The organism is Amnibacterium setariae, from assembly GCF_003581425.1.
Classification (GTDB): Bacteria; Actinomycetota; Actinomycetes; order Actinomycetales; family Microbacteriaceae; genus Amnibacterium; species Amnibacterium setariae.
Genome location: NZ_QXTG01000001.1, coordinates 1,169,676 through 1,193,896, shown reverse-complemented (window position 1 = coordinate 1,193,896; position 24,221 = coordinate 1,169,676). Strand labels below are relative to the sequence as shown.

21 protein-coding genes are annotated in these 24,221 nt (G+C 72.8%); 8 read left to right on the top strand and 13 right to left on the bottom strand.

Annotated elements, in window-relative coordinates:
- The first annotated feature begins 44 nt into the window (after positions 1 to 44).
- Positions 45 to 980 (top strand): 2,3,4,5-tetrahydropyridine-2,6-dicarboxylate N-succinyltransferase, encoded by a 936-nt coding sequence (gene dapD, locus D1781_RS06015; protein WP_119481300.1) that lies wholly within the window; start codon positions 45 to 47, stop codon positions 978 to 980.
- A gap of 85 nt (positions 981 to 1,065) precedes the next feature.
- Here the strand turns inward: dapD and D1781_RS06010 are convergent, their stop codons facing one another.
- The 4 genes from D1781_RS06010 to D1781_RS05995 all read right to left on the bottom strand — a co-directional run bounded on the left by D1781_RS06010 (position 1,066) and on the right by D1781_RS05995 (position 4,291).
- Positions 1,066 to 1,986, bottom strand: a complete 921-nt coding sequence (locus D1781_RS06010) for a hypothetical protein (RefSeq protein WP_119481299.1) — start codon at positions 1,984 to 1,986, stop codon at positions 1,066 to 1,068.
- A 201-nt stretch (positions 1,987 to 2,187) separates the two neighbouring features.
- A complete protein-coding gene (locus tag D1781_RS06005; RefSeq protein WP_119481298.1) occupies positions 2,188 to 3,474 on the bottom strand; it encodes a citrate synthase in 1,287 nt (428 codons plus the stop codon).
- Between the two features lie 38 nt (positions 3,475 to 3,512).
- Entirely contained in the window at positions 3,513 to 3,830 is a 318-nt protein-coding gene (gene fdxA / locus D1781_RS06000) for a ferredoxin (RefSeq protein WP_119481297.1), read from the bottom strand.
- Positions 3,827 to 4,291, bottom strand: a complete 465-nt coding sequence (locus D1781_RS05995) for a hypothetical protein (protein ID WP_119481296.1) — start codon at positions 4,289 to 4,291, stop codon at positions 3,827 to 3,829. Before D1781_RS05995 ends, fdxA begins: the two co-directional genes overlap by 4 nt.
- 111 nt (positions 4,292 to 4,402) lie before the next feature.
- On the opposite strand from D1781_RS05995, the gene efeU reads away from it, so the two are divergent.
- The 3 genes from efeU to efeB are packed head-to-tail and all read left to right on the top strand — an operon-like array spanning position 4,403 to position 8,507.
- The gene (gene efeU / locus D1781_RS05990; RefSeq protein ID WP_119481295.1) at positions 4,403 to 5,962 is read left to right on the top strand and encodes an iron uptake transporter permease EfeU; all 1,560 of its coding nucleotides are present in this window, start codon (positions 4,403 to 4,405) and stop codon (positions 5,960 to 5,962) included.
- On the top strand, positions 5,949 to 7,199 hold the full coding sequence (gene efeO / locus D1781_RS05985; protein ID WP_119481294.1) for an iron uptake system protein EfeO: 1,251 nt from the start codon (positions 5,949 to 5,951) through the stop codon (positions 7,197 to 7,199). The genes efeU and efeO overlap by 14 nt, the downstream gene beginning before the upstream one ends.
- Positions 7,200 to 8,507: an iron uptake transporter deferrochelatase/peroxidase subunit gene (gene efeB, locus D1781_RS05980; RefSeq protein WP_119481293.1), complete on the top strand. Its 1,308-nt coding sequence runs from the start codon at positions 7,200 to 7,202 to the stop codon at positions 8,505 to 8,507.
- Between the two features lie 100 nt (positions 8,508 to 8,607).
- On the opposite strand, the gene typA is transcribed toward efeB, so the two are convergent.
- Positions 8,608 to 10,524 carry a translational GTPase TypA gene (gene typA, locus D1781_RS05975; RefSeq protein WP_119481292.1) on the bottom strand — a complete coding sequence of 639 codons (1,917 nt, stop codon included), beginning with the start codon at positions 10,522 to 10,524 and terminating at the stop codon, positions 8,608 to 8,610.
- Between the two features lie 159 nt (positions 10,525 to 10,683).
- Between typA and D1781_RS05970 the strand changes: the two genes are divergently transcribed.
- A complete protein-coding gene (locus D1781_RS05970; protein WP_119481291.1) occupies positions 10,684 to 11,190 on the top strand; it encodes a GNAT family N-acetyltransferase in 507 nt (168 codons plus the stop codon).
- Positions 11,191 to 11,206: 16 nt separating this feature from the next.
- Here the strand turns inward: D1781_RS05970 and D1781_RS05965 are convergent, their stop codons facing one another.
- From D1781_RS05965 to D1781_RS05940, 6 genes are all read right to left on the bottom strand, one after another.
- Positions 11,207 to 12,130, bottom strand: a complete 924-nt coding sequence (locus tag D1781_RS05965) for an acetamidase/formamidase family protein (RefSeq protein WP_119481290.1) — start codon at positions 12,128 to 12,130, stop codon at positions 11,207 to 11,209.
- Positions 12,127 to 13,236, bottom strand: a complete 1,110-nt coding sequence (locus D1781_RS05960) for an ABC transporter ATP-binding protein (RefSeq protein WP_119481289.1) — start codon at positions 13,234 to 13,236, stop codon at positions 12,127 to 12,129. The genes D1781_RS05965 and D1781_RS05960 overlap by 4 nt, the downstream gene beginning before the upstream one ends.
- A 16-nt stretch (positions 13,237 to 13,252) precedes the next feature.
- Positions 13,253 to 14,341, bottom strand: coding sequence for an ABC transporter ATP-binding protein (locus tag D1781_RS05955; RefSeq protein WP_119481288.1), 1,089 nt, complete (start codon positions 14,339 to 14,341; stop codon positions 13,253 to 13,255).
- Between the two features lie 23 nt (positions 14,342 to 14,364).
- On the bottom strand, positions 14,365 to 15,369 hold the full coding sequence (locus D1781_RS05950) for an ABC transporter permease (protein WP_119481287.1): 1,005 nt from the start codon (positions 15,367 to 15,369) through the stop codon (positions 14,365 to 14,367).
- Positions 15,370 to 15,462: 93 nt separating this feature from the next.
- A complete protein-coding gene (locus D1781_RS05945; RefSeq protein ID WP_119481286.1) occupies positions 15,463 to 17,226 on the bottom strand; it encodes an ABC transporter substrate-binding protein in 1,764 nt (587 codons plus the stop codon).
- Positions 17,227 to 17,371: 145 nt separating this feature from the next.
- Positions 17,372 to 18,427 carry an ABC transporter permease gene (locus D1781_RS05940; RefSeq protein ID WP_233551037.1) on the bottom strand — a complete coding sequence of 352 codons (1,056 nt, stop codon included), beginning with the start codon at positions 18,425 to 18,427 and terminating at the stop codon, positions 17,372 to 17,374.
- Between the two features lie 239 nt (positions 18,428 to 18,666).
- Here D1781_RS05940 and D1781_RS05935 point away from each other — a divergent pair, with 239 nt between their 5' ends.
- From D1781_RS05935 to D1781_RS05925, 3 genes are read left to right on the top strand one after another with little or no spacing between them, the layout of a single operon-like run.
- The gene (locus D1781_RS05935) at positions 18,667 to 19,443 is read left to right on the top strand and encodes a CPBP family intramembrane glutamic endopeptidase (RefSeq protein ID WP_119481284.1); all 777 of its coding nucleotides are present in this window, start codon (positions 18,667 to 18,669) and stop codon (positions 19,441 to 19,443) included.
- On the top strand, positions 19,440 to 20,240 hold the full coding sequence (locus tag D1781_RS05930) for a GNAT family N-acetyltransferase (RefSeq protein ID WP_158590016.1): 801 nt from the start codon (positions 19,440 to 19,442) through the stop codon (positions 20,238 to 20,240). Before D1781_RS05935 ends, D1781_RS05930 begins: the two co-directional genes overlap by 4 nt.
- Positions 20,241 to 20,250: 10 nt before the next feature.
- Positions 20,251 to 20,796, top strand: coding sequence for a 2'-5' RNA ligase family protein (locus tag D1781_RS05925; RefSeq protein ID WP_158590015.1), 546 nt, complete (start codon positions 20,251 to 20,253; stop codon positions 20,794 to 20,796).
- A gap of 78 nt (positions 20,797 to 20,874) precedes the next feature.
- On the opposite strand, the gene gcvP is transcribed toward D1781_RS05925, so the two are convergent.
- Together gcvP and gcvH are read right to left on the bottom strand one after the other, a co-directional pair.
- Positions 20,875 to 23,850 (bottom strand): aminomethyl-transferring glycine dehydrogenase, encoded by a 2,976-nt coding sequence (gcvP, locus tag D1781_RS05920; protein ID WP_119481281.1) that lies wholly within the window; start codon positions 23,848 to 23,850, stop codon positions 20,875 to 20,877.
- A complete protein-coding gene (gene gcvH, locus D1781_RS05915) occupies positions 23,847 to 24,221 on the bottom strand; it encodes a glycine cleavage system protein GcvH (RefSeq protein ID WP_119481280.1) in 375 nt (124 codons plus the stop codon). The genes gcvP and gcvH overlap by 4 nt, the downstream gene beginning before the upstream one ends.

Genomic DNA, 24,221 nt, shown 5'->3' with positions numbered 1-24,221 from the left:
GGGCCCTCGGGCGGCGCGGCCCCGTCGCTGGATAGCCTGGTCGGATGAGCGATCCGGCGCGGACGGCATGGGGACACGGCCTGGCGACGAGGACGAAGGACGGCACGGTCCTCGACGTCTGGTTCCCCGCCGTCGCCCTCGGCGCCGCGCCCGAGTCGGACCCGCCCGCCGCGCTCGAGGACCAGGAGCACATCGACGACCTGCGCCGGGTGCGCCTCGAGGCGGTCACGGTCGAGAGCGACCTCGACGGTCCGGTCGCCTCGACGGCGGACGCCTACCTCCGCCTCCACCTGCTGTCGCACCTCGTCGTGGAGCCGAACACGATCTCGCTCGAGGGCCTGATGGCGCACCTGCCGATCAACGCCTGGACCGCGCGCGGGCCGATGCTGCCCGCGGACGCGTCGCGGCGGCTGCCGCAGCTGCGCCGCGCCGGGCTCGCCGTGCTGGGGCTCGACCGCTTCCCCCGCCTCACCGACTACGTGCTGCCCGACCGGGTGCGGATCGCGGACGGCGCCCGCGTGCGGCTCGGCGCGCACCTCGCGCCCGGCACCGTCGTGATGCACGCCGGCTTCGTGAACTTCAACGCGGGCACGCTCGGCACCTCGATGGTGGAAGGACGGATCAGCCAGGGCGTGGTCGTCGGCGACGGCTCCGACATCGGCGGCGGCGCCTCGATCATGGGGACGCTCTCCGGCGGCGGCACGCAGCGGGTGTCGATCGGCCGCCGCAGCCTGCTCGGCGCGAACGCCGGCCTCGGCATCGCGGTCGGCGACGACTGCGTCGTGGAGGCGGGCCTCTACCTGACCGCGGGCACGAAGCTCACCCTGCGCGTGCCGGACCAGGAGCCGCGCGTCGTGAAGGCGGTCGAGCTGTCGGGCGAGGACGCGTGGCTCTTCCGCCGGAACAGCCTGACGGGCGAGGTGGAGGCGGTCCCCCGCACGGGCCCGGGCATCGCCCTGAACCCGACCCTCCACGCCTAGCGCCCGCCCCGACGCCCGCGAATCTGGGCGGGATCCGTCGTTCCGGGCGCCTCTTCTCGCCCGCATCGACGGGACTCGCCCGGAATCAGCGAAGGCCCGCGGCGTGCAGCTGCGCCGCCAGGCCGCCGCGGACCAGGAGCGTCGCCCAGATCCATCGCTCGACGGACGGCCTCGTCGCCGTGCGCCGCAAGCGGTCCTCGCGGAGCTTCTCGGCCTCCACGACCCGGCCGGGCGTGCGCCCGTCCAGCAGCTCGGCCTCGCGGTACTTCTTCAAGCCGTCGAACTCGCCGATGAGGTTGCAGCCCGGCCACCAGAAGTCGGTCTCGCCGACGAACCCGCGGCCGTCGAAGAACCGCTGCTGCAGGACGGGCGCCGGAAGCCCGGCCTGCACGATCTGGACCCGGGACCACGACTCGCCGGCCGACCCGGAGAGCGGGTCTGCGAAGGCGATCACCCGCTCGATGCGAGCACGGTGCTGCTTCGGCGACCACTCGTCCAGCACCTGCCGCATCTGCTCCTTCGAGACGCCGCGGGCCAGCGCCGCGTCCATCGCGACCACGGCCTCGTGGAACGGCTGGGTCGCCGCCAGGTCGAGCGCCGTCCGCTCGAGCGAGGTCGCCGTGATCCCGTCGAGCACGACGAGGTGCTGGTCCACGTCGTGCACCGCGTGCTTCCGGACCCCGTGCTCCGTCCTGCTGCCCGCCGCGGCGCTCACGCGCGCGTGCACGAGGCCGTCGGGCGCCAGGACGCTCGGCAGGTGCCAGAGCGCTCCCGCTGAGCGGTGGCTCGCGACGAACGCGGGATGCATCGCCGCCATCGCCGCGGCCTCGAGGCGTCGCCGCTCCTCGGCGCGCAGCCCGTCCCAGACCCGCGTCGGGACGTACGCGCCGCTGCGGAGCCGGGTCTGCTCACCGGCGCGGACGGCTCGTTGCAGCGCCCGGTCGCCGAGCGCCCGCTGATCGGAATCGCGGAAGAGGACGAGTTGATCGAGCCCGGTGATCGCCATGCCGGGAACGGTGCCGGACGGGACCCGACCGCCCGGGTCGGATCGCGGCGAGCGGGCCGCGACGCACCGATCCGGCCCTGGGGAGGGAACGATGCGCGCCTCCGGACCACCCGACGCCGGAAGACGGGCGCCTTCCGTCGATCCGGGCGCGGAGAGGCGCCCGCGATGACGGGAAGCGCCCGGAACTGCCCGGGGCGGCGGTCAGCGGGAGAGGTGGCGCTCCGTCGGGCCGACGTAGAGCTGCTGCGGGCGGCCGATCTTCGTCGTCGGGTCCGCGTTCGCCTCGCGCCAGTGGGCGATCCAGCCGGGCAGCCGGCCGATCGCGAACAGCACCGTGAACATCCGCGCCGGGAAGCCCATCGCCTTGTAGAGCACGCCCGTGTAGAAGTCGACGTTCGGGTACAGGCGGCGCTCGATGAAGTAGTCGTCCTCGAGCGCGATCTGCTCCAGCTCGCGGGCGAGGTCGAGCAGCGGGTCGGTGACGCCGAGGGAGTCGAGCACCTCGTCGGCGCTCTCCTTCACGAGCTTCGCGCGGGGGTCGTAGGACTTGTACACCCGGTGGCCGAAGCCCATCAGGCGGACGCCCTCCTCCTTCTTCTTCACCCGCTCCACGAACTTCTCGACGCCCTCGCCGGAGTCGCGGATCTTCGCGAGCATCGTCAGCACGGCCTCGTTCGCGCCGCCGTGCAGCGGCCCGGAGAGCGCCGCGATGCCCGCGGCGACCGAGACGAACATGTTCGCCTCCGTCGAGCCGACGAGGCGGACCGTGGAGGCGGAGGCGTTCTGCTCGTGGTCCTCGTGCAGGATCAGCAGCCGCTCCAGCGCCTTCGACAGCACCGGGTCCACCTCGTACGGCTCGGCGTTCGTGCCGAAGTTCAGCTTGAGGAAGTTGTCGACGAACGACAGCGAGTTGTCCGGGTAGAGGAACGCCTGGCCGAGCGTCTTCTTGTGCGCGTACGCCGCGATGACCGGCAGCTTCGCGAGCAGGCGGATCGTCGCCGCCTCGATCTGCTCCGGGTCGTGCACGGAGAGGCTGTCCTCGTAGTACGTGGACAGCGCGCTGATCCCGGAGGACAGCACCGTCATCGGGTGCGCGGTGTGCGGCAGCGCCGCGAAGAACCGGCGCATGTCCTCGTGCAGCAGGGTGTGCCGCCGGATGCGCGCGTCGAAGTCCGCGAGCTCGCTCTCGGTCGGCAGCTCGCCGTGGATGAGCAGCCACGCGACCTCGAGGTAGGTCGAGCCCTGGGCGAGCTCCGCGATCGGGTAGCCGCGGTAGCGCAGGATGCCCTGGTCGCCGTCGATGAACGTGATCGCGGACCGCGTCGACGCCGTGTTGACGAAGCCGTTGTCGAGCGTCGTGAGACCGGTGCCCCTGGTCAGGCCGCTGATGTCGATGCTCGACGCCCCCGCGGTGGCGGGCAGGATCGGGAACTCGGCGGAACCGCCCGGGTGCTTCAGGGTCGCGGTCTCGCGATCGGCGTCGGTCACCGCCACAGCCTACGGGGCGGTGCCCGAGGGGCCGGAACTCAGCCCTGGGGAGGCAGGGCGGAGACGACCGGGTGGTCCTTGTGGATCACGCCGACCTTCGCCGCGCCGCCGGGCGACCCGACCTCGTCGAAGAACTCGACGTTGGCCTTGTAGTAGTCCGCCCACTGCTCGGGCAGGTCGTCCTCGTAGTAGATCGCCTCGACGGGGCACGCGGGCTCGCAGGCGCCGCAGTCGACGCACTCGTCGGGCTGGATGTAGAGCATCCGGTCGCCCTCGTAGATGCAGTCGACCGGGCACTCGTCGATGCAGGCGCGGTCCTTCACGTCCACGCACGGCAGCGCGATCACGTACGTCACTCAGTCGTCCTCACGTCGTCGGCCCGGTCGCCCGAGCCGGTGTCCAGTATCCCATCGGCGTCCCGAGCGGCGGGCGGACGCCGCCGCACGCGCGGCCAGCCCACGACCGCCGCCGCGAGCACGGCGGGCGCGACCGTCCAGACCACCCCCGCGAAGTTCAGCAGGATCACGGTCGAGCCGCCGCTCTGCCCCGGGAGGGAGAGCAGCGCGACCGCCGTCACGATCCCGAGCGCCGCGGCGCCCGCGTACCAGCGCGTCGCGAACGCGAGCCGCAGCGCCACGAGGAACGCGACGACCATCGCGAGCGCCAGCACGAGGCCGATCGGCGCGCCCGTGCCGGTCGCGGCGGAGACGCCGACCTGGTGCTTGAAGGTGCCGATCGTGCCGACCACGAGGCCGGCGAGCGCGCTCGCCGGCAGCCCGACCGCGAGGTCGCGGCGAGAGGACGGCGCGGACTCCATCCCCCGATGGTCGTCGTCCGCCGCTCGCAATGGGACTAAGGGCAGGCTAACCTTCCTCTTCGGCGGGCGACCGGCCCACCCACTCCCCTGGCCCGACCGGAAGGACGCCGCGTGCTCGCCACCCTGGTCATCGGCCTGCGCGAGGGGCTCGAAGCCGCGCTCATCGTCGGCATCGTCGCCGCCTTCCTGAAGCGCAACGGCCGCGGCCTCGGCGCGATGTGGACGGGCGTCGGGCTCGCCGCGCTCCTGAGCGTCGGCGTCGGCGTCGCGCTCTGGGCGCTGGAGTCGGCGCTGCCGCAGGCGCAGCAGGAGGCGCTCGAGACCGTGATCGGCGCGGTCGCCGTGGTCTTCGTCACCTCGATGCTGTTCTGGATGAACCGCCACGCGCGGAGCATGAAGCGCGAGCTCGAGACCTCCGCCGGCGCGGCCCTGCACGACGGCGGGGCGCTCGCGCTCGCCGGCATGGCGTTCCTCGCCGTGCTGAAGGAGGGGTTCGAGACCAGCGTCTTCCTGCTGGCGACCTTCCGCGCGGCCCAGAGCGCCGGGCTCGCCGCGGCGGGCGCCCTGCTCGGCATCGCGATCGCCGCCGGGATCGGGTACGGCATCTACGCGGGCGGCGTGCGCATCGACCTCGGCCGCTTCTTCCGCATCACCGGCGCCTTCCTCGTCCTCGTCGCCGCGGGCCTCGTGCTCACCGCGGTCCGCACGGCGCACGAGGCGGGCTGGATCGTCGCCGGGCAGCAGCCGACCGTGGACCTCGGCTGGCTCGCCCCGAACGGCTCGGTCCAGGGCGCGCTGATCACGGGCATGCTGGGCATCCCCTCCGACCCCCGGCTCATCGAGGTCGTCGCCTGGCTCGCCTACGTCGTGCCGGTCGCGCTCGTCGTCTACTGGCCCGCCGCGCGCCGTCCCGACGCGGCCGCCGCGCAGCGGGTCCGGTGGGTCGTCGCCGGGGCCCTCGCGGCCGCCGCCGTGGTCCTCGCCCTCGCCGTGCCCGCGGCCCCGCAGCCGGTCGCCGGCGCGCGACCGCTCGCGGGCGGCGGCACCGCCGACCTCGCCGGGTCGACGCTGGTCGTCCGTGCGGACGGCGCCTCGGAGGACGTGCGCCTGGGCGCCGCGACCGCCGTCGGGCACGCCGGCCTGCCGACCCTGCAGCGGACCGCGTCCGGCTCGGCGCGGGTCGACGGACCCGCCACCCTCGCCCTCGCCGACGTCGTGCGGGTCGCGGGCGGCCGGCTGCCGGTCGGGCTGAACCCGGCGCAGGACCCGGGCCCCTTCACCGCCGCGTGGAGCGCCAGGACGTCCACCACCGCCTGGAGCGCGGACGGCGTCCTCGTCGACGCCCGGCGGACGGCCGTCACCGTGCTGACCCTCACCGGCGGCGGGCTGACCACCTCCCGCACGCTCGCCGTCAGCGCCGCCGCCGCGCCCGCCGCGCCGACCTGGCAGGTCGCCTCCGCGGCCGTCTCCCGCACCGCCGCGACGATCGCCGCCCGCGCCGCGGCCGGACCCGAGCACGCGCTCTGGGCCGTGCAGGTGCCCGTCGCCCTCCTGGTGGCCGCCGCCGCGGTCGCCCTCGCCGCCCTCCGCGCCCGCCGCCGTTCCGCGGCCGTCGTCGCGGCGCCCCGACCCGCCCCGCGAACGAGGAGCACCCCCTATGCCGTCAAGTGACCGTCGCGTCCGCACCGCCGCCGTCGCGGTCCTCGCGCCCGCCGTCGTCGCCCTGCTCGCCGCCTGCGCGAGCGGTGCGCCGGCGTCGAAGGCCGCGGACCCCACGGGCGCGAGCACGATCGCCCCGGTGTCGAAGGGCGTGTCCCGGGTCGACGTCGAGCTCGTCGCCGGCGCATCGGGCGACGAGTGCCGCGTGTCCGCCACCACGGCGAAGGCCGGCCCGATCACCTTCACGGTGTCGAACACGTCCGCCACGGGCATCACCGAGGTCGAGGTCGTGCAGGGCCAGCGCATCGTCGGCGAGAAGGAGAACCTCGCGCCCGGCCTCGCCGCCGTGTCCTTCACCACGACGCTGACCGGCGGCGCCTACTCCGTGGTCTGCCCCGGCGCGGCGACGGAGACGACCGCGTTCACGGTCACGGGCGAGGCCCCGAGCGGCAGCGGCAGCGACGCCGCCCAGCTGCTCGCCGCGGGCACGAAGACCTACGGCGGCTACGTCGAGAACACCCTCGGCGACATGGTGACCGCGGTGCGGAACCTGCAGGAGGCCGTCGACTCGGGCGACGTCGCCGCCGCCAAGCGGCAGTACGCGCTCGCCCGGCCCTTCTACGAGAAGGTCGAGTCCGACGTCGAGGGCTTCATCCTTCCCGGCGCCGACCCCACGGACAACCGGGGCAACCTCGACTACCTCGTCGACATGCGCGCCTCCAACCTCGACCCCGCCGTCGGGTGGAGCGGCTTCCACGCCGTCGAGCGCGACCTGTGGCAGGGCGGCCGCATCACGGCCACGACGAAGCGCTACGCCGCCGACCTCACCGCGAACGTCGAGAGGCTCGTGGCCCGTGCGAAGACCCTCTCCTACAAGCCGGAGGACCTCGCGAACGGCGCCGCCGGCCTGCTCGAGGAGGTCCAGTCCGGGAAGATCAAGGGTGAGGAGGAGACCTACAGCCACCTCGATCTCGTCGACTTCGCCGCGAACGTGGAGGGCGCGCAGCAGGCGTTCGCGAACCTCCAGCCCGGTCTCGCGAAGATCGACCCGGCGCTGACGAAGCAGGTCGCGGACCGGTTCACCGCGGTGCTCGGCGCGCTGCAGCAGTACCGGGACGCGGACCAGGCCGGGGGCTACCGCCTCTACACGCCCGCAGTCCGCGAGAAGGACGCGGCGTCGCTCAGCCGGCTCGTCCAGAGCCTGCAGGAGCCGCTGTCGAAGATCGCCGAGAAAGTGGCGACCGCCTGAATGCCGGACGATCTGGAGCAGGAGGCCGGGCAGGAGCAGGAGGCCGCTGACGCGGGCCGCTCGCCGGTCTCGCGCCGCGGGCTGATCGCGGGCATCGCCGGCGGCGTCGTCGCCGGTGCCGCCGCGGGGGCCGGGACCGCTGCGGCCTTCGGCGCCGCGCGCCCTGCGCACGCCGGCGAGGAGGACGCGTCGGAGGTCGTCGACCTCGCGCGCAGCCACCCGTTCTACGGGCAGGGGCACCAGGCGGGGATCGAGACGGAGCAGCAGCGCTACTCCGTCTACATGGCGTTCGACGTGACGTCCCCGGTCGCGTCCGACCTGCAGGTGCTGCTCGCGCGCTGGTCCGGCGCGATCGCGCAGATGATGAAGGGCCTGCCGATCGGTGCGGTGGAGCCGGAGGGCTCGAGCGCCGTCGCCCTCGACACCGGCGAGGCCTACGACCTCTCCCCCGCCTCCCTCACCGTGACGGTCGGCTTCGGGCCGAAGCTGTTCGACGACCGCTTCGGGCTCGCCGCGAAGCGGCCGAGGCTGCTCGCCGACCTGCCCGACCTGCCGAGCGACCAGCTGCAGGCGGACCTCTCGGGCGGCGACCTCAGCCTCCAGGCCTGCGCGGACGACCCGCAGGTCGCCTACCACGCGATCCGCGACCTCGTCCGGATGGCGCAGGGCGTCGCCTCCACCCGGTGGACCGTGCTCGGCTTCGGCCGCGCCTCCGCCGGGAAGGGGCAGTCGACCCCGCGGAACCTCATGGGCTTCAAGGACGGCACCCGGAACATCAAGGACGCCGCCGACTTCGACCGCTTCGTCTGGGTCGACGACGACCAGCCGTGGACCCGCGGCGGCAGCTACCAGATCGTCCGCAAGATCCAGATGAACATCGAGACCTGGGACGCGGCGGGCATCGGCGACCAGCAGGACGTGTTCGGGCGCACGAAGGCGGTCGGTGCGCCGCTCGGCGGGAAGAAGGAGTTCGACGCCCCGGACTTCGCGAAGCGGTCCGGCGACGCGCCCGTCATCCCGGTGACGTCCCACGTCGCGCTCGCGGCGCACGAGAACAACGGCGGCGTGAAGATCCTCCGCCGCGGCTACAACTACACGGACGGGCTGAACCGCTACGGGCAGCTCGACGCCGGCCTGCTGTTCATCGCGTACGTGAACGACCCGCAGCACTTCATCGCGCTGCAGACGCGGCTCGGCCGCGTCGACCGGCTGAACGAGTACATCCAGCACATCGGCTCGGGCGTCTTCTTCACCCCGCGCGCGCCGGGGCCCGGCCGCTACATCGGCCAGGAGCTGTTCACGGAGTAGGGGGCGCTCCGCTGGTCGAGGTGCGAGCGGAGCGAGCCTCGAGACCACCGGCACCGTCGCAGGTGCGGATGGTCTCGAGGCTCGCTGGAGCCCGCGCGGGCTAGGCGTCCGCGAGCTGGCGCTTCAGCCGCGACGCGTTGCGGGCGCGGGTGTGCGCGTCGAGCGCCACCTTGCGGATCCGCACCGCGTTCGGCGTGACCTCGACGCACTCGTCCTCGCGGGCGAACTCGAGGCTCTCCTCGAGCGACAGCTCCCGCGACGGGGTGAGGCGCTCCAGCTCGTCCGCCGTGGACGAGCGGATGTTGTTGAGCTGCTTCTCCTTGGTCACGTTGACGTCCATGTCGTCCTGACGGCTGTTCTCGCCGACGACCATGCCCTCGTAGACCTCGTCGGCCGGCTTCACGAAGAAGACGCCGCGCTGCTGCAGGTTCTGCAGCGCGAACGGGGTGACGACGCCCTGGCGGTCCGCGACCATCGAGCCGTTGACGCGGGTGGTGATGCCGCCAGCCCAGCGGTCGTAGCCGTCCGAGATCGCGTTGGCGATGCCGGTGCCGCGGGTGATCGTGAGGAACTCGGTGCGGAAGCCGATGAGGCCGCGGGACGGCACCCGGAACTCCATGCGGACCCAGCCCGTGCCGTGGTTCGCCATGGTCGTCATGACGCCCTTGCGCGCGGCGAGCAGCTGCGTGATCGCGCCGAGGTGCTCCTCCGGCGCGTCGATGGTCAGGTGCTCGAACGGCTCGTGCGTGTGGCCGTCGATCTCCTTCGTGACCACCTGCGGCTTGCCGACGGTGAGCTCGTAGCCCTCGCGGCGCATCTGCTCGACGAGGATCGCGAGCGCCAGCTCGCCGCGGCCCTGCACCTCCCAGGCGTCCGGCCGGCCCACGTCGACGACCTTGATCGAGACGTTGCCGATCAGCTCGCGGTCGAGGCGGTCCTTCACGAGGCGGCCGGTGACCTTGTGGCCCTTGCCGCCCTTGCCTGCGAGCGGGGAGGTGTTCGTGCCGATGAGCATCGAGATGGCGGGGTCGTCGACGTGGATCGCCGGCAGCGGCCGCACGTCCTCCGGGTCGGCGAGCGTGTCGCCGATCGTGATGTCCGGGAAGCCCGCGACCGCGACGATGTCGCCCGCGGCGGCGGACTCGGTCGGGTACCGCTCGAGCGCGCGCGTCGCGAGCAGCTCGGTCACCTTGACGTTCGCGACGGAGCCGTCGCCCTTCACCCAGGCGACGATCTGCCCCTTCTTCAGCGTGCCGTTGAAGATGCGCAGCAGCGCGAGGCGGCCGAGGAACGGGGAGGCGTCGAGGTTCGTGACGTGCGCCTGCAGCGGGTGCTCGTCGTCGTAGGTCGGCGCGGGGATGTGCTTCAGGATCGCGTCGAAGAGCGGCTCGAGGTCGCCGTTGTCCGGCAGCTCGCCGTTCTCCGGCTTGTTCCAGCTCGCGGCGCCGTTGCGGCCGGAGGCGTAGACGACGGGCACGTCGAGGATCGCGTCGAGGTCGAGCTCCGGCACGTCGTCGGCGAGGTCGCTCGCGAGGCCGAGGAGCAGGTCGTGCGACTCCTCGACGACCTCGTCGATGCGCGCGTCGGGCCGGTCCGTCTTGTTGACGAGCAGGATGACGGGGAGCTTGGCCTCGAGGGCCTTGCGCAGCACGAAGCGGGTCTGCGGCAGCGGCCCCTCCGACGCGTCGACGAGCAGGACGACGCCGTCGACCATCGACAGGCCGCGCTCGACCTCGCCGCCGAAGTCGGCGTGGCCCGGGGTGTCGATCACGTTGATGGTGACGGGGCCGTCGGTGGCGTGCACGCCGTTGTAGATCACCGCGGTGTTCTTCGCGAGGATCGTGATGCCCTTCTCGCGCTCCAGCTCGTTGCTGTCCATCGCCCGCTCGTCGACGTGGGCGTGGTCGGCGAACGAGTGCGTCTGCTTCAGCATCGCGTCGACGAGGGTGGTCTTGCCGTGGTCGACGTGCGCGACGATGGCGACGTTGCGCAGGTCGGAGCGGGTGGCGTGCGCCATGGAATGCCTTTCGGTCGGCGGCCCGGGATCGGGCGGTCTCGCGCGGCGCCCCGATCGTGACGAGGGCGCGCTGCGCGGTTCGGCGCCGTCGTGGCGCACAGGTACCACAACATCGTACCGGCGGGTGGTGTTCCAGGGGGGCCGCGGTAGCGTCCCGCCATGCCCGAGGTGCGCCTTCGTCCCTACCGCGCGGAGGACGCGCAGCGGTTCGACGCGGAGGCGCAGGTGCCGGGCGCGCTCGACTTCTTCGGCTGGGCGCCGTCCGACCGGGCGAGCAGGAAGTTCGCCCGCGACGGGATGCTCGGGGCGGACAGCGGCAACCTCGTCGTCGACGTGGAGGGCGTGGGGATGGTCGGCGACGTCGGCTGGGTCCCCGTCTTCCACGGTCCCCCGCCGAACTGCTTCGCGCTGAACGTCGGCATCGGCCTCTTCGCGGAGCACCGCGGTCGCGGGTACGGCACGGTCGCGCAGCGCCTGCTCGCCGAGCACCTCTTCGCCTACACGCGCTTCGAGCGCCTCGAGGCGTCGACGGACGTGCTGAACGTCGCGGAGCAGCGCGCGCTCGAGAAGGCCGGCTTCACGCGCGAGGGCGTGCTGCGGCACGCGCAGTGGCGCGCCGGCGCCTTCCACGACGTCGTGCTGTTCAGCCGCCTCCGCGGCGACTGACCCGTTCGTCCGCGGGTCAGCTCAGGACGGAGCGCGGCAGGTAGGCGGCCACGACCCAGTTCGGCCGGTCGACGACCTCGGTGATCTTCAGGTCGACGACGACGGAGCAGAGCACGTAGGCGTCGAGCGGCGAGAGGCCGGTCTCGCGCACCAGGTGGTCGATCATCGCGCGGACCGCGTCCTGCGACGCGCGCATGAGGTCGGGCGCCACGCCGGTCGTCGCGAAGTACCCCCGGTCCTCGATGCCCGTGCGCAGCGGGCCCGCCGTGCGGAACTGCGGCGCGGGGATCGTCCTCCCCCTGTGCAGGCGGACGCGGATCGCGCCGGAGAGGCTCGCCTCGATGGCGGCGCCGCACACCTCGCCGTCGCCCTGCGCCGCGTGCGGGTCGCCGAGCATCACGCGCGCGCCGGGCGTCGACACGGGGAGGAACACGCTCGTCCCCGCGACGAGGTCGCGCGTGTCGATGTTGCCGCCGAAGGCGCCCGGCGGGAACGGCGAGAGCGGCTCGTCGCTGTCGGGCGTCGCGCCCATCACGCCGAGGAACGGCCGGAGCGGCACCGTGGCCGCGCCCTGGAAGTCGGCGACCCCGTCCCCGAGCTCCCACCGGTGCACGTGGTACTCCGGGAAGTCGTCCTCGAGCAGGCCGAACTCGGGCAGCACGCTCGTCCAGCCCCACGTCCCCGACCGGTAGTCGAGGATCTCGAGCTCGACCGCGTCGCCCGGCTCGGCGCCCGCGACCACGACCGGGCCGACGAGCGGGTAGAGCAGGTCGTAGTCGAGGGGCGGCGGCACGTCGCCGTTGCGGTGGCCGGCCAGCTGACCGGCGCTGCACTCCTCCGCGTCGAACTCGATCACGTCGCCGTCGGCGACCTCGAGCACGGGCTCGTGCCGGGTGGTCCACATGCGGTGGACCGGCCCGGGGACGGCGTGCCGGGTCACGCCGCCTTCGGCTTCGTGGTGCGGATCGGGCCGGGCTCGCCGTCGATCAGGTCGGACCGCACCTGCGGGAAGTGGCAGTAGACGCTCTGGCCCGGCCGCTTCTCCTCGATCACCGGCTCGACCGTGCGGCAGTGCTCGCGCTCGGACTCGGACAGCTCGTTCTTGTACTTCGGGCAGCGGGTGTGGAACACGCAGCCGCTCGGCGGGTTCGACGGGCTCGGGAGGTCGCCGGTGAGCAGGATCTTCTCCCGACGCGCCTCCGTGGTCGGGTCCGGGACCGGCACCGCGGACAGCAGCGCGTGCGTGTACGGGTGCATCGGCGCCTCGTACAGCGTGTCCCGGTCGGTGATCTCCATGATCTTGCCGAGGTACATCACCGCGACGCGGTCGGAGATGTGGCGGACGACCGACAGGTCGTGCGCGATGAAGATGTAGGCCAGGCCGAACTCGGACTGGAGGTCCTCGAGCAGGTTCACGACCTGCGCCTGGACGGACACGTCGAGCGCGGAGACCGGCTCGTCGCAGACGATGAGCTTCGGCCGCAGCGCGAGCGCGCGGGCGATGCCGATGCGCTGGCGCTGACCGCCCGAGAACTCGTGCGGGTACCGGTTGTAGTGCTCCGGGTTCAGGCCGACGCGCTCCATCAGGCCCTGGACCGCGCGCTTCGTGCCGCCCTTCGGTCGCTCGCCCTGGATCGCGAAGGGGGCGCCGATGACCGTGCCGATCGTGTGCCGCGGGTTCAGGGACGAGTACGGGTCCTGGAAGATCATCTGCAGCTCGCGCCGCAGCGGCCGCATCTGCCGCGGCGAGAGGTTCGTGACGTCGCGGCCCTCGAAGCGCACCGTGCCACCGGTGGGCTCGATGAGCTTCGAGACGGCCCGGCCGGTCGTGGACTTGCCGCAGCCGGACTCGCCGACGAGGCCGAGCGTCTCGCCCGTCCCGAGGGAGAAGGAGACGCCGTCGACCGCCTTGACGGGGTTGCCCTTCTGCCCGAGCAGGCCCGTCCGGCGGCCGGGGAAGTACTTCTCGACGCCCTGGACCTCGAGGAGGGGCTCGCCCGTCCGGGTCGTCGCGGCCGGGGCCGGCTGGGATGCGGTGCTGGTCATCGTGGGCCTTCGCAGGTCAGAGGGTCGGCCGGATCTCGGTCAGCAGGATCTGCTGCCGCTCCTCCGGCGGGATGTGGCAGCGGACCTCGTGCCGCGTCACCTCGTGCGTCGTGCTCGTGGTGGGCAGCAGGTCCGGGTGCTCCGTGAAGCAGCGGCGGCCCTCGACGCGGTCCGAGAACCGGCATCGCGGGTTGAAGACGCAGCCCTTCGGCACGTTGATCAGCGAGGGCGGCGAGCCGGGGATCGGGGTGAGGCGCTCCTGCCGCACCCGGTCCATGCGCGGCATCGAGCCGAGCAGGCCCCACGTGTACGGCATCTCGGGCTGCGCGAACAGGTCGTCGACCGCGCCCTTCTCGACGCACTGGCCGCCGTACATCACGACGACCTGGTCGCACGTCTCCGCGACGACGCCGAGGTCGTGCGTGATGATGATGACGGCGGAGTTCAGCTCGTCGCGCAGCTCCTTGATCAGCTCGAGGATCTGCGCCTGGACCGTGACGTCGAGGGCGGTCGTCGGCTCGTCCGCGATCAGCAGCTTCGGCTGGCAGATCAGCGCCATCGCGATCATCGCGCGCTGCCGCATGCCGCCCGAGAACTGGTGCGGGTAGTCGTCGTAGCGACCGGCCGCGTTCGGGATGCCGACCTTCTGCAGCATCTCGATCGTGCGCTGCCGGGCCTCCTTCTTCGACACCTTGTGGTGCACGAGGTAGGCCTCGGAGATCTGGTTCCCGATCGTGTAGAAGGGGTGCAGGCTCGACAGCGGGTCCTGGAAGATCATCGAGACCTCGTCGCCCCGGACCCGGCGCATCTCGTTCTCCGACAGGGGCACCAGGTCCTGGTCGTCGAGCAGGATGCGCCCGGTGACCTTGGCCTGCGAGCCCTTGTGGAGCCCGAGGATCGCCTGCGCGGTGACGCTCTTGCCCGAACCGGACTCGCCGACGATGCCGAGGATCTCGCCGCGGCGCAGCTCGAAGGAGAGGCCGTCGACGCTCTTGACGAGGCCGTCGTCGGTCGGGAAGTGGACGCGCAGGTCGTCGACGACGAGGAAGGGCTGCTCGTCCGCGAAGTCGCGGACGGCTGCGGCGGACGGCGAGGTGTCGACCATCGGGTTGCTCCTGTCGCGGTGCGTCAGACGGAGACGCGCGGGTCGATGAACCCGTACAGCACGTCGACGATGAAGTTGGCGATCACGAGCGCGAACGCCGCGACGACGGTCACCCCGAGCAGGACCGGGAGGTCCAGGTCGCGGATCGCCTGGATCGACAGCGTGCCGAGCCCGCGGAGGTTGAAGACCGTCTCGGTGATGATCGTGGTGCCGATCAGGCCGCCGATGTCGATGCCGAAGATCGTGACGACCGGGGTGAGGGCCGCACGGAGTCCGTGCTTCACGACGATCGTACGTCGGTCGAGGCCCTTGGCCCGCGCGGTGCGGATGTAGTCCTCGTTCATCGTCTCGAGCACGTTGGACCGGGTGAGCCGGGCGTAGAGCGCGGCGAACAGCAGCGCGAGGCAGATCCACGGCAGCAGCAGGCTGAGGAACCAGCCGACCGGGTTCTGCGTGATGTCGACGTAGCCGTTGTTGTCGGGCAGCCAGCCGAGCGTGTACACGAAGATCAGCAGCGCGACCGGGCCGGTGAAGAAGATGGGCAGCGAGACGGCCGCGAGCGCACCGGTCATGCCCGCGCGGTCGACCAGCGAGCCGGGCTTGAGGCCGGACAGCGTGCCGACGGTGAGGCCGCCGATCAGCCACAGGATCGCCGCGCCGACGGCGAGGCTGATCGTGACGGGCAGGGCCTGGCCGATCAGGGTGCTGACGAGCTCGTTCCGGCGGAACGAGTAGCCGAAGCACGGGAACGGGCACTGCACCGCGGCGCTCGTGCCGTCGGTGACCGACTTGCCGAAGAAGCCGGCGAGGTACGACCAGTACTGCGCGGGCAGCGGCTGGTCGAAGCCGAACCGGTGCGTGAGGGACTGCAGCAGCTCGGGGGTCGCCGGCGCCTTGCCGATGTAGTAGTAGACGGGCGACGACTTCGCGAGCAGCGGGACGGCCTGGAAGATCAGGAACGTCACCATGCTCACGACGATCAGCACGAGGACCATGCCGATCAGACGGCTCACGACGAAGCGGATCATGTGCGTTCGGGCAGGGTGCCCGGCCGGTCTCGCGACCGGCCGGGCACCCGTTCCTTGTCCTTCCTCAGGGGAGGACGGGGTGACGCGTCAGCGTCACTTCCCGTCGCTGACGCCGACGTTGACCACGTCGTACGCGCCGAAACCGAGCGCGTTGTTGGCGGTCACGTTGGTCATGCGGGGGTTGCGGTACCAGAGGTCCGCGGCGTAGCGCGTCGGGAGGAACTGCGCACCCTCCATGAGGGCGTGGTTCAGCTTCTCGCCGGACTCCTGCGTCGACGGGGTCCCCGTGTCGTCGAGGATCTTGTTGACCTCGGGGATGTTGATCGACGCGTAGTTGCTGTTGCCCTGGGGCAGGATCGCGCCGCCGTTGACGATGTTCTGGAACATGCCGTACGGCGTCGGGAAGTCCGCGCCCCAGCCCGCGGCGATGAGGCCGAGACCCTGGTTCTTCACGTTGTTCGGCGAACCGACGAACGTCGCGTAGTAGTCGGCCGCGCTCGCCGTGGCGGGCGAGACCTGGATGCCGACGCGGCCGAGGGCCGCCTTGACCGCGGCGAACGCCTTGCCGTTCGTCACGTCCGGCGTGGAGTAGGCGTACTTCGTCGAGAAGCCGTTCGGCTTGCCGCAGGCCTTCAGCTCCTCCTTGGCCTTGGTCACGTCACCCGTGTTGTCCTTGCCGGACGGGTAGGGGTTGTACGACGGGTCGTAGCCGAGGATGCCGGGAGGGGTCGCGGAGTACGCGATCTTGCCGGCGGCGGCGCCGCCCGCGACGGCCAGGCCGGCCGCCTTGTCCCACGCGTAGAACACGGCCTTGCGGCAGTGGATGTTGTCGAACGGCGCGACGCTCGTGGCGATCGCGGTGTACCGCGTCGTCGGGCCGGCCGGGTTGTCGGCGTTGGCCTTGAGCTTCGGCTGCGTGAGGATCTGCGACTGGAACGTCGGGTTGACCGCCGTGTCCATGCGCGCGTCGAGGGCGCCGGTGCGCAGCTGGTTGTCGATGTCGTCGCTGTTGCTGTTGATCGTCAGGTCGATCTCGTCGGCCAGCGGCTTGCGGATGTCGTCGGTCGACTGCGTCCAGTACTTGTTGCGCGTGAACGTGACCGACTTCTTCGGGGTGTACGCCGAGATGACGAACGGACCGGAGGCGACGGGCTGCTTCGTGTAGTTCGCGCCGGTGTCCTTGGCCTTCGGGACCGGGGCCGACGTCGGCAGCGCGAGCAGGTAGTTGAAGTCCGCGAACGCCTTCTTCAGGTGGAAGGTGATCTTGTTCCCGGAGACCTCGATGGCCGAGCTGGGCAGGTCGCCGCTCTTGTACGGGCCCTTGTACGACGACGGCGCGTCGATGATCGCCGTGAAGTAGAAGCCCGGGCCGCCGGTGATGACGTCGGTCGCGTAGGAGCGCTCGACCGCGTACTTGACGTCCTGCGCCGTGATGGCGGAGCCGTCGGAGAACTTCAGGCCGTCCTTCAGCGTGTACGTCCACTCGGTGTAGTCCGCGTTGTGCGAGCCGAGGTCCGTCGCGAGGTCGGGCGCGAGGGTGAACTTCGTGCCGTTGACCTTCGAGTAGTTCACGAGCGTCCGGCTCTGGAGGCGCTGCATGTTGAGGCACCAGCCGTAGTAGGTGCGCGCCGGGTCCCACGAGTCGCAGTCGTCCGTCGAGGCCAGCTTCAGCGTGCCGCCCTTCTTCGTGGACGGGTTGATGACCTTGTCGACGGCGGCGTTGAAGCCCGTCGTCGCGGCCGAGCTGCCGCCGTTGCCGTTCGTGTTGCCGCTGCCGCCCGTGGAGCAGCCGGCGAGGAGCAGTGCCCCCGCGACGGCGACGCCGGCGATGCCGAGCGTCTTCCTTCTGAACCTCATCGAGATGTCCTCTCGCTCTGTGTGCTGTGTCGGGCGGCGGTGCGACCGCCCGTCGGTTCGGCCGGAACGGCCCGGCGGACGTCGGCGACGAGGTCGCCGCGACCGCACGATCGGAGGGCGCCTGCGGCGCCGGTGTGGAGGGTCCTCATCGACGCGCCTTGGGGTCGAGCGCGTCGCGCAGCCCGTCGCCGAAGAGGTTGAAGGCGAGCACCGTGATGAAGATCGCGAGGCCCGGCAGGAAGATGTAGAAGGGGTCGACCTGGATGAAGCCGCCCGCGTCGGACAGCATCTGGCCCCAGGAGGGCGTCGGCGGCACGACGCCGACGCCGAGGAACGACAGGCCCGCCTCGCCGAGGATGTTGTTCGGGATCGCGAGCGTCGTGTAGACGAGGATCGGCCCGACGAGGTTCGGCGCGATCTCGCGGAACATGATCCGCGCGTTGCCGGCGCCGAGGCTGCGGGCGGCCTCCACGAACTCCTTCTCGCGCAGCGAGAGCACCTGACCGCGGACGATGCGGCCGATGTAGGGGAACGAGAAGAATCCGAGGACGAAGACGATCACGGCGTACCGCGCGAAGGACGACGTCGTGATGATGCTCGACACGGAGACGAGCGCGAGCGAGAAGAGCAGCGTCGGGAACGACAGCAGCACGTCCATGATCCGCGACAGGACCCCGTCGATCCAGCCGCGGTAGAACCCCGCGATCACGCCGGCGAGGACGCCGAGCACGAGGGAGAGGGCGGTCGCGAGGCCCGCGATGACGAGCGAGGTGCGTGCGCCGTAGAGCAGGTTCGTGAGGATGTCGAGCCCGGCCTGCGGCGTCACGCCGAGCCAGAACTTCGCGCTCGCGCCGCTGAACGCGCCCACCGGGAGCAGCGTCAGCTCGTCCAGCACGTTCCTCGGCGGCGTGTTGTGCGCCGTCGCGAAGGTCTCGCTCCCCCGCCCGACGATGTTCAGGTACAGCGCCGCCAGCGGGTCCGCGAAGACCGCGGCGAGGATGAACAGCACGATCACGACGCCGCCGGCGAGCGCGAGCTTGTCGCGGCGGAGCCGCCGCCAGGCGATGGCCCACAGGGACCGGCCGGCGATGCCGGGGGCCGTCGCGTCCGGCGCCGGGTTGCCGTCGCCCTGGAGGCCGGAGCCGGCGAGTCCGTCGTCGGCCGCGACGGCCTCGAACTCGGTCGGTCCGCTCAGTGACACGCCTTGCCCTCCCGAGGACGCTCGTCGCGGCATACGTCGCCGCGCCCCCGGATGGGGACGCAGGAATCGTACGTACGCCGGGGGCACCGACAAAACCGGTGAAGAATTCGTTACATGTCGGAAATGGTCCACGTCGCATCGCTGCGCGATCCGGGCGGTCCGTTGCCCTCCGACAGTGTCGCACGCAACGCTGTTGCGCCTGCGCGCGGTTCCGTTGGCCTCGTCCACCTGCGCGCAGCATGACCGACACCGCCCGTCCACCCGGCGCCGCGGCGGCGCTCCGACCCGCGCGGCCCGGCGTCGACGTGCTCCTCGTGCTCGGCGTGAGCCTCGGCCAGTCCGCGGTCTACTCGGTCCTGTCGCTCGCCGACTCCCTCACCCGGGGCCCGCTGAACCGCCAGGTGCAGACGCTGAACCCGCAGCAGAACGACCGCGCGGTGTTCGACCTGGTCGAGCAGCTGCTCGCGATCGCGTTCCCGCTCGTGCCGGTGCTGCTCGCGTTCTACCTGATGGGCCCCGGCGTGCTCCGGCGCACGGGCCTCGACCTGCGGCGCCCCGGCTTCGACGTCGGCGGGGGCGTGCTCCTCGCGGCGTGCATCGGCGTGCCCGGGCTCGCGCTCTACTTCGGCGCGGTCGCGCTCGGCCTCAACCTCAACGTCGACACCTCCGGGATCGGGCCCCAGTGGTACGCCGTGCCGGTCCTCGTCCTCTCCGCGGCGCGCGCCGCGGTGCAGGAGGAGGTGATCGTCGTCGCCTTCCTCGTGGACCGGCTCGACGCGAAGGGCTGGCGACCGTGGGCGGTCCTGCTCACCAGCGCGCTGCTGCGGGGCTCGTACCACCTCTACCAGGGCTTCGGCGGGTTCGTCGGGAACGCGGTGATGGGCGTCGTCTTCGTGCTCGTGTACCGGCGCTGGGGCCGCCTCGGCCCGCTCCTCGTCGCGCACTTCGTGCTCGACCTCGTGAGCTTCATCGGCTACGACGTGCTGCGGCAGCTCGCGCCGGGCCTGCTGCCGTGACCCGGTCGCTCGCCTTCGCGACCGACGTGGCGCTGCGGACGGCGGAGGGCTCGGAGGCGGCCCCGACCGGCGACGCGCTCGTGGTCAGGACACCGGGGAACCCCGCGTACCGCTGGGGCAGCTTCCTGCTCGTGCCCGCCGCGGGCGACCCGGCGGCGCGCGTCCGCGAGCACGCGGCCGCCTTCCCGGGCGCCGGGTTCACGACGATCGGCGTCGACGACGCGCACCCGGCGCTCGACGAGGGCGCGTGGCGCTCCGCCGGGTTCGAGGTCGAGCGCCTGGCGGTCCTGACGTCGCAGGGTCCCGCGCCCGTGCCTGCCACGGGCGTCCGCCCGCTCGCCTCCGACGACGACTGGGCGGCGGTCACCGCGATCGCGCTCGAGCTCGCCGAGGCGCCGGACGAGGAGCACGTCGAGTTCACCCGTCGCCGTACGGAGGACCAGCGCGGGCTCGTCGAGCGGGGCCGCGCGGTCTGGCTCGGGGTGGAGGTCGAGGGGCGCGTGGTCGCCACCGCGGGCGTCGCCGCCGCGCTGCCCGGCGTCGCCCGCTTCCAGGACGTGCAGACCGCCGTCGCCCACCGGCGGCGCGGGCACGCGGGCGCGGTCGTCGCAGCGGGCCTGCGGGTCGCCCGCGAGGCCCTCGCCTGCGGCACCGCCGTCATCGTCGCGGACCGCGCGGGGCCCGCGATCGGGCTCTACCGGCGCCTCGGCTTCCGCGAGGTGGAGACGCAGCTGCAGCTGTCGCGCGTCGACGCCCCGGACGCCCGCATCGGGGACGCTGTCGGCGGCTCCGCGTAGCGTTCGCCGGGTGGTCCAGAGCATCGAGCTGCTGCTCGACGACGCGGCGGAGGGCGTGCTGCGCGCCGCCTGGACGGCGCTGGCGGACGCCGGGCTGCCGAGCCTCGCGACCCACTCCGGCGAGTCCAACCGGCCGCACGTGACGGTCGCGGTGACCGAGGAGCAGGGCTTCCCCGCGGCGGAGGCGGCGCTGCGGGCGGTCTTCGAGGGCTGGGGCCTCGGCGCCGGCGGGCTCGCCGCGGTGGTCGGGTCGCCCGTGCTCTTCGGCGGCCACCGCCACCGCTGGGTGCTGACGCGGCAGGTCGTGCCGAGCCGTCCCCTGCTGACCCTGCACGCGGCGGTCCACCGCGCGCTGCGGCTGCACGCGCCGGACGCGCCCGTGCACGAGCAGACGGCGCCCGACGCGTGGACGCCGCACGTGAGCCTCGCCCGGCGCGTGCCCGCGGAGCGGCTCGGCGACGCCCTCGGCCTCCTCGACGTGGAGCCGCTCCCCTGCCGGTTCACCGGCGCGCGCCTCTGGGACTCCGAGCGGAAGACCGTCACCCCGCTCGCCTGAGCCGCCCGCGCCGCGCCGTGCTCGGCCCGAGCCGGGGCCCGGCACGGCGCTCGCCGTGCCGGGCCCCGCGGCGGCGGGTCAGTCCTCGAACGCTCCCGGCGGCGGGCAGGCGCAGACGAGGTTGCGGTCGCCGTACGCCTGGTCGATCCGGCGGACCGGCGGCCAGTACTTGCCGCGGACCGAGCGCAGCCGCGCCTCCCCGTGGCGGGACGACTCGAACGGGTAGGCCGCGACCTCGCGCGAGTACGCGTGCGGCCAGACCGTGTCGGTGACGGCGCGCGCCGTGTGCGGCGCGTTCCGCAGCGGGTTGTCGTCCGCCGGCCACTCCCCGGAGCCGACCCGGTCCGCCTCCGCGCGGATGGCGAGCATCGCGTCGACGAACCGGTCGATCTCGCCGAGGTCCTCGCTCTCGGTCGGCTCGACCATGAGCGTGCCCGGCACCGGGAACGACATCGTCGGGGCGTGGAACCCGTGGTCGATCAGCCGCTTCGCGACGTCGTCGACCGTGACCCCGGTCTCCGCGGTGAGGGGCCGGAGGTCGAGGATGCACTCGTGCGCGACGAGGCCGCCGTCGCCCCGGTAGAGCACCGGGTAGGCGTCGCCGAGGCGCGCCGCGACGTAGTTCGCGGCGAGCACCGCCGCGTCCGTCGCCTCGCGGAGCCCGTCTGCGCCCATCATCCGCACGTAGGACCACGAGATCGGCAGGATGCCCGGCGACCCGAACGGCGCCGCCGACACCGGGGTGCCGCCGAACCGGCCCGGACCGCGGACGCCCTCCGGCGCCTCCTGCGCGAACGGGTGCGACGGCAGGTGCGGCGCCAGGTGCGCCTTCGCCGCCACCGGCCCCACGCCGGGCCCGCCGCCGCCGTGCGGGATGCAGAACGTCTTGTGCAGGTTCAGGTGGCTGACGTCGCCGCCGAAGTCGCCGAACCGCGCCCGCCCGACGAGCGCGTTGAGGTTCGCGCCGTCGATGTAGACCTGCCCGCCCGCGGCGTGCACCGCGTCGGTGACCGCCCGCACCTCGTGCTCGTAGACGCCGTGCGTCGACGGGTACGTGATCATCAGCGCGGCGAGCTCGTCCGCGTGGGTCGCGACCTTCGCGCGCAGGTCGTCGAGGTCGACGTTCCCGAGCTCGTCGCACGCGACGACGACCACCTTCAGCCCGGCGAGGACCGCGGAGGCCGCGTTCGTGCCGTGGGCGGACGACGGGATGAGGCACACGGTGCGCGCGTCGTCGCCGTTCGCGCGGTGGTACCCGCGGATCGCGAGCAGGCCCGCGAGCTCGCCCTGGCTGCCCGCGTTCGGCTGCAGGCTGACGGCGTCGTACCCGGTCAGGTCGGCGAGCCAGGACTCCAGCTGCCCGATCAGCTCGAGCGAGCCGGCGACGTCCTCCGCCGGCGCGAACGGGTGCAGGTCCCCGAACTCCGGCCAGGTCACGGCGGCCATCTCCGTCGCCGCGTTGAGCTTCATCGTGCAGGAGCCGAGCGGGATCATGCCGCGGTCGAGCGCGTAGTCGAGGTCGGCCAGGTACTTGAGGTACCGCATCATGCCGGTCTCGGAATGGAACGAGTTGAACACCGGGTGGGCGAGGTACTCGGAGGTGCGCAGCAGCTGCACGGGCAGCGTGGCGGCGCCACCGGCGACGAACACGGGCTCCCCGCCGCGCCCGTCGGCGAGCACCTCGACCAGCACCCCCACGACGGCGTCGTCGGTCGTCTCGTCGAAGGACGCGCCGACGGTGCCGGCGTCGACGCGCCGGAGCCACAGCCCGCGGTCGCGGGCCGCGGCGAGCGCCGCGTCCGCGTCGGCCACGTCGACCAGGATCGTGTCGAAGAACGGCTGCTCGTGCACCCGGGCGCCCGCCGCGCGCAGCATCGAGGCCGCGCGCGACGCCGTGGCGTGCACGTGCTCCGCGATCCGCTTGAGCCCGGCCGGCCCGTGGTAGACGGCGTACATCGAGGCCATGACGGCGAGCAGCACCTGCGCGGTGCAGATGTTGCTCGTCGCCTTCTCGCGGCGGATGTGCTGCTCGCGCGCCTGCAGGCTGAGCCGGTAGGCGGGCGCGCCGTCGGCGTCCTTCGACACCCCGACGAGGCGGCCGGGCAGCTGGCGCTCGAGCCCGGCGCGCACGGCCATGAAGCCGGCGTGCGGGCCGCCCATCGCCATCGGCACGCCGAAGCGCTGGCTGGAGCCGACCGCGACGTCGGCGCCGAGCTCCCCCGGCGGGGTCAGCAGCGTCATCGCGAGCAGGTCGGCCGCGACGGCCGCGAGCGCGCCCCGCGCCTTCGCGGCCTCGATCACGGCGGTCGGGTCCCACACGCGCCCGGAGGCGCCCGGGTACTGCACGAGCACGCCGAACAGGTCGCCCTCCGGCAGCCCGTCGCCGGCGAGGTCGGCCTCGAGCAGCTCGATGCCGACCGCCTCCGCCCGGCCGGCGAGCACGGCCTTCGTCTGCGGCAGCGCGTCCGCGTCCACCACGAAGCGGGCCGTGCGGGCGCGGGAGGCACGACGGGCGAGGAGCATGCCCTCCACGACCGCGGTCGCCTCGTCGAGCATCGACGCGTTCGCCGTCGTGAGGCCGGTCAGGTCCGCGACCGCGGTCTGGAAGTTCAGCAGCGCCTCGAGCCGGCCCTGCGAGATCTCCGGCTGGTACGGCGTGTAGGCCGTGTACCAGGAGGGGTTCTCGAGCACGTTCCGCTGGATCACCGCCGGCGTGACCGTGCCGGAGTAGCCGAGGCCGATGAGCGACGTGCGCACGGTGTTCCTGGCCGCGAGGCGGCGGAGCTCCGCGAGCGCCTCGCGCTCCGAGGCCGCGGGCGGGAGGCCCGTGACGAGGTCCTCGTCCTGGCGGATCGCGGCGGGCACGGCCCGGGCCATCAGCTCGTCGGTGGAGGCGACGCCGACCGCGGCGAGCATGCGCTCCTGCGCGTCGGCGGTGGTGCCGATGTGACGGCGCCGGAACGCGTCGGGCGCGCCGAGCGCCGGGCGGACGGCGAGGTCGGCGGCGTCCTGAGGCTGCGTCGTCCTGAGGTCCTCGAAGGGCTGGATGGTCATGCGGCTCCCGTCAGGGCGTCGTAGGCGGCCTTGTCGAGCAGCTCGGGCAGCTCCGCGACCTGCACCTTGAGCAGCCAGCCGGCGCCGGTCGGGTCGCTGTTGACGATCTCGGGGGCGGCGGCGAGCTCCTCGTTCACCTCGGTGACCGTGCCGCTGACGGGGCAGAACAGCTCCCCGACGGACTTCGTCGACTCGAGCTCGCCGATCACCTGGCCGGCCTCGACGGCGTCGCCGACCGAGGGCAGGTCGACGAACACGATGTCGCCCAGCTGCTCGGCCGCGTAGCCGGTGATGCCGACCGTGGCGATGTCGCCGTCGGCGGACACCCACTCGTGGTCGGCCGTGTACTGCAGGTCCTCTGCGTTCGCCAT

Bases quoted from the DNA above. Each gene is read 5' to 3' on its own strand.
- efeO (WP_119481294.1), top strand. From the start codon at position 5,949: ATGCCGTCAAGTGACCGTCGCGTCCGCACCGCCGCCGTCGCGGTCCTC.
- D1781_RS05950 (WP_119481287.1), bottom strand. From the start codon at position 15,369: ATGATCCGCTTCGTCGTGAGCCGTCTGATCGGCATGGTCCTCGTGCTG.
- efeB (WP_119481293.1), top strand. From the start codon at position 7,200: ATGCCGGACGATCTGGAGCAGGAGGCCGGGCAGGAGCAGGAGGCCGCT.
- D1781_RS05935 (WP_119481284.1), top strand. From the start codon at position 18,667: ATGACCGACACCGCCCGTCCACCCGGCGCCGCGGCGGCGCTCCGACCC.
- D1781_RS05970 (WP_119481291.1), top strand. From the start codon at position 10,684: ATGCCCGAGGTGCGCCTTCGTCCCTACCGCGCGGAGGACGCGCAGCGG.
- D1781_RS05960 (WP_119481289.1), bottom strand. From the start codon at position 13,236: ATGACCAGCACCGCATCCCAGCCGGCCCCGGCCGCGACGACCCGGACG.
- gcvP (WP_119481281.1), bottom strand. From the start codon at position 23,850: ATGACCATCCAGCCCTTCGAGGACCTCAGGACGACGCAGCCTCAGGAC.
- D1781_RS05955 (WP_119481288.1), bottom strand. From the start codon at position 14,341: ATGGTCGACACCTCGCCGTCCGCCGCAGCCGTCCGCGACTTCGCGGAC.
- D1781_RS06010 (WP_119481299.1), bottom strand. From the start codon at position 1,986: ATGGCGATCACCGGGCTCGATCAACTCGTCCTCTTCCGCGATTCCGAT.
- D1781_RS05995 (WP_119481296.1), bottom strand. From the start codon at position 4,291: ATGGAGTCCGCGCCGTCCTCTCGCCGCGACCTCGCGGTCGGGCTGCCG.
- dapD (WP_119481300.1), top strand. From the start codon at position 45: ATGAGCGATCCGGCGCGGACGGCATGGGGACACGGCCTGGCGACGAGG.
- D1781_RS05945 (WP_119481286.1), bottom strand. From the start codon at position 17,226: ATGAGGTTCAGAAGGAAGACGCTCGGCATCGCCGGCGTCGCCGTCGCG.
- typA (WP_119481292.1), bottom strand. From the start codon at position 10,524: ATGGCGCACGCCACCCGCTCCGACCTGCGCAACGTCGCCATCGTCGCG.
- gcvH (WP_119481280.1), bottom strand. From the start codon at position 24,221: ATGGCGAACGCAGAGGACCTGCAGTACACGGCCGACCACGAGTGGGTG.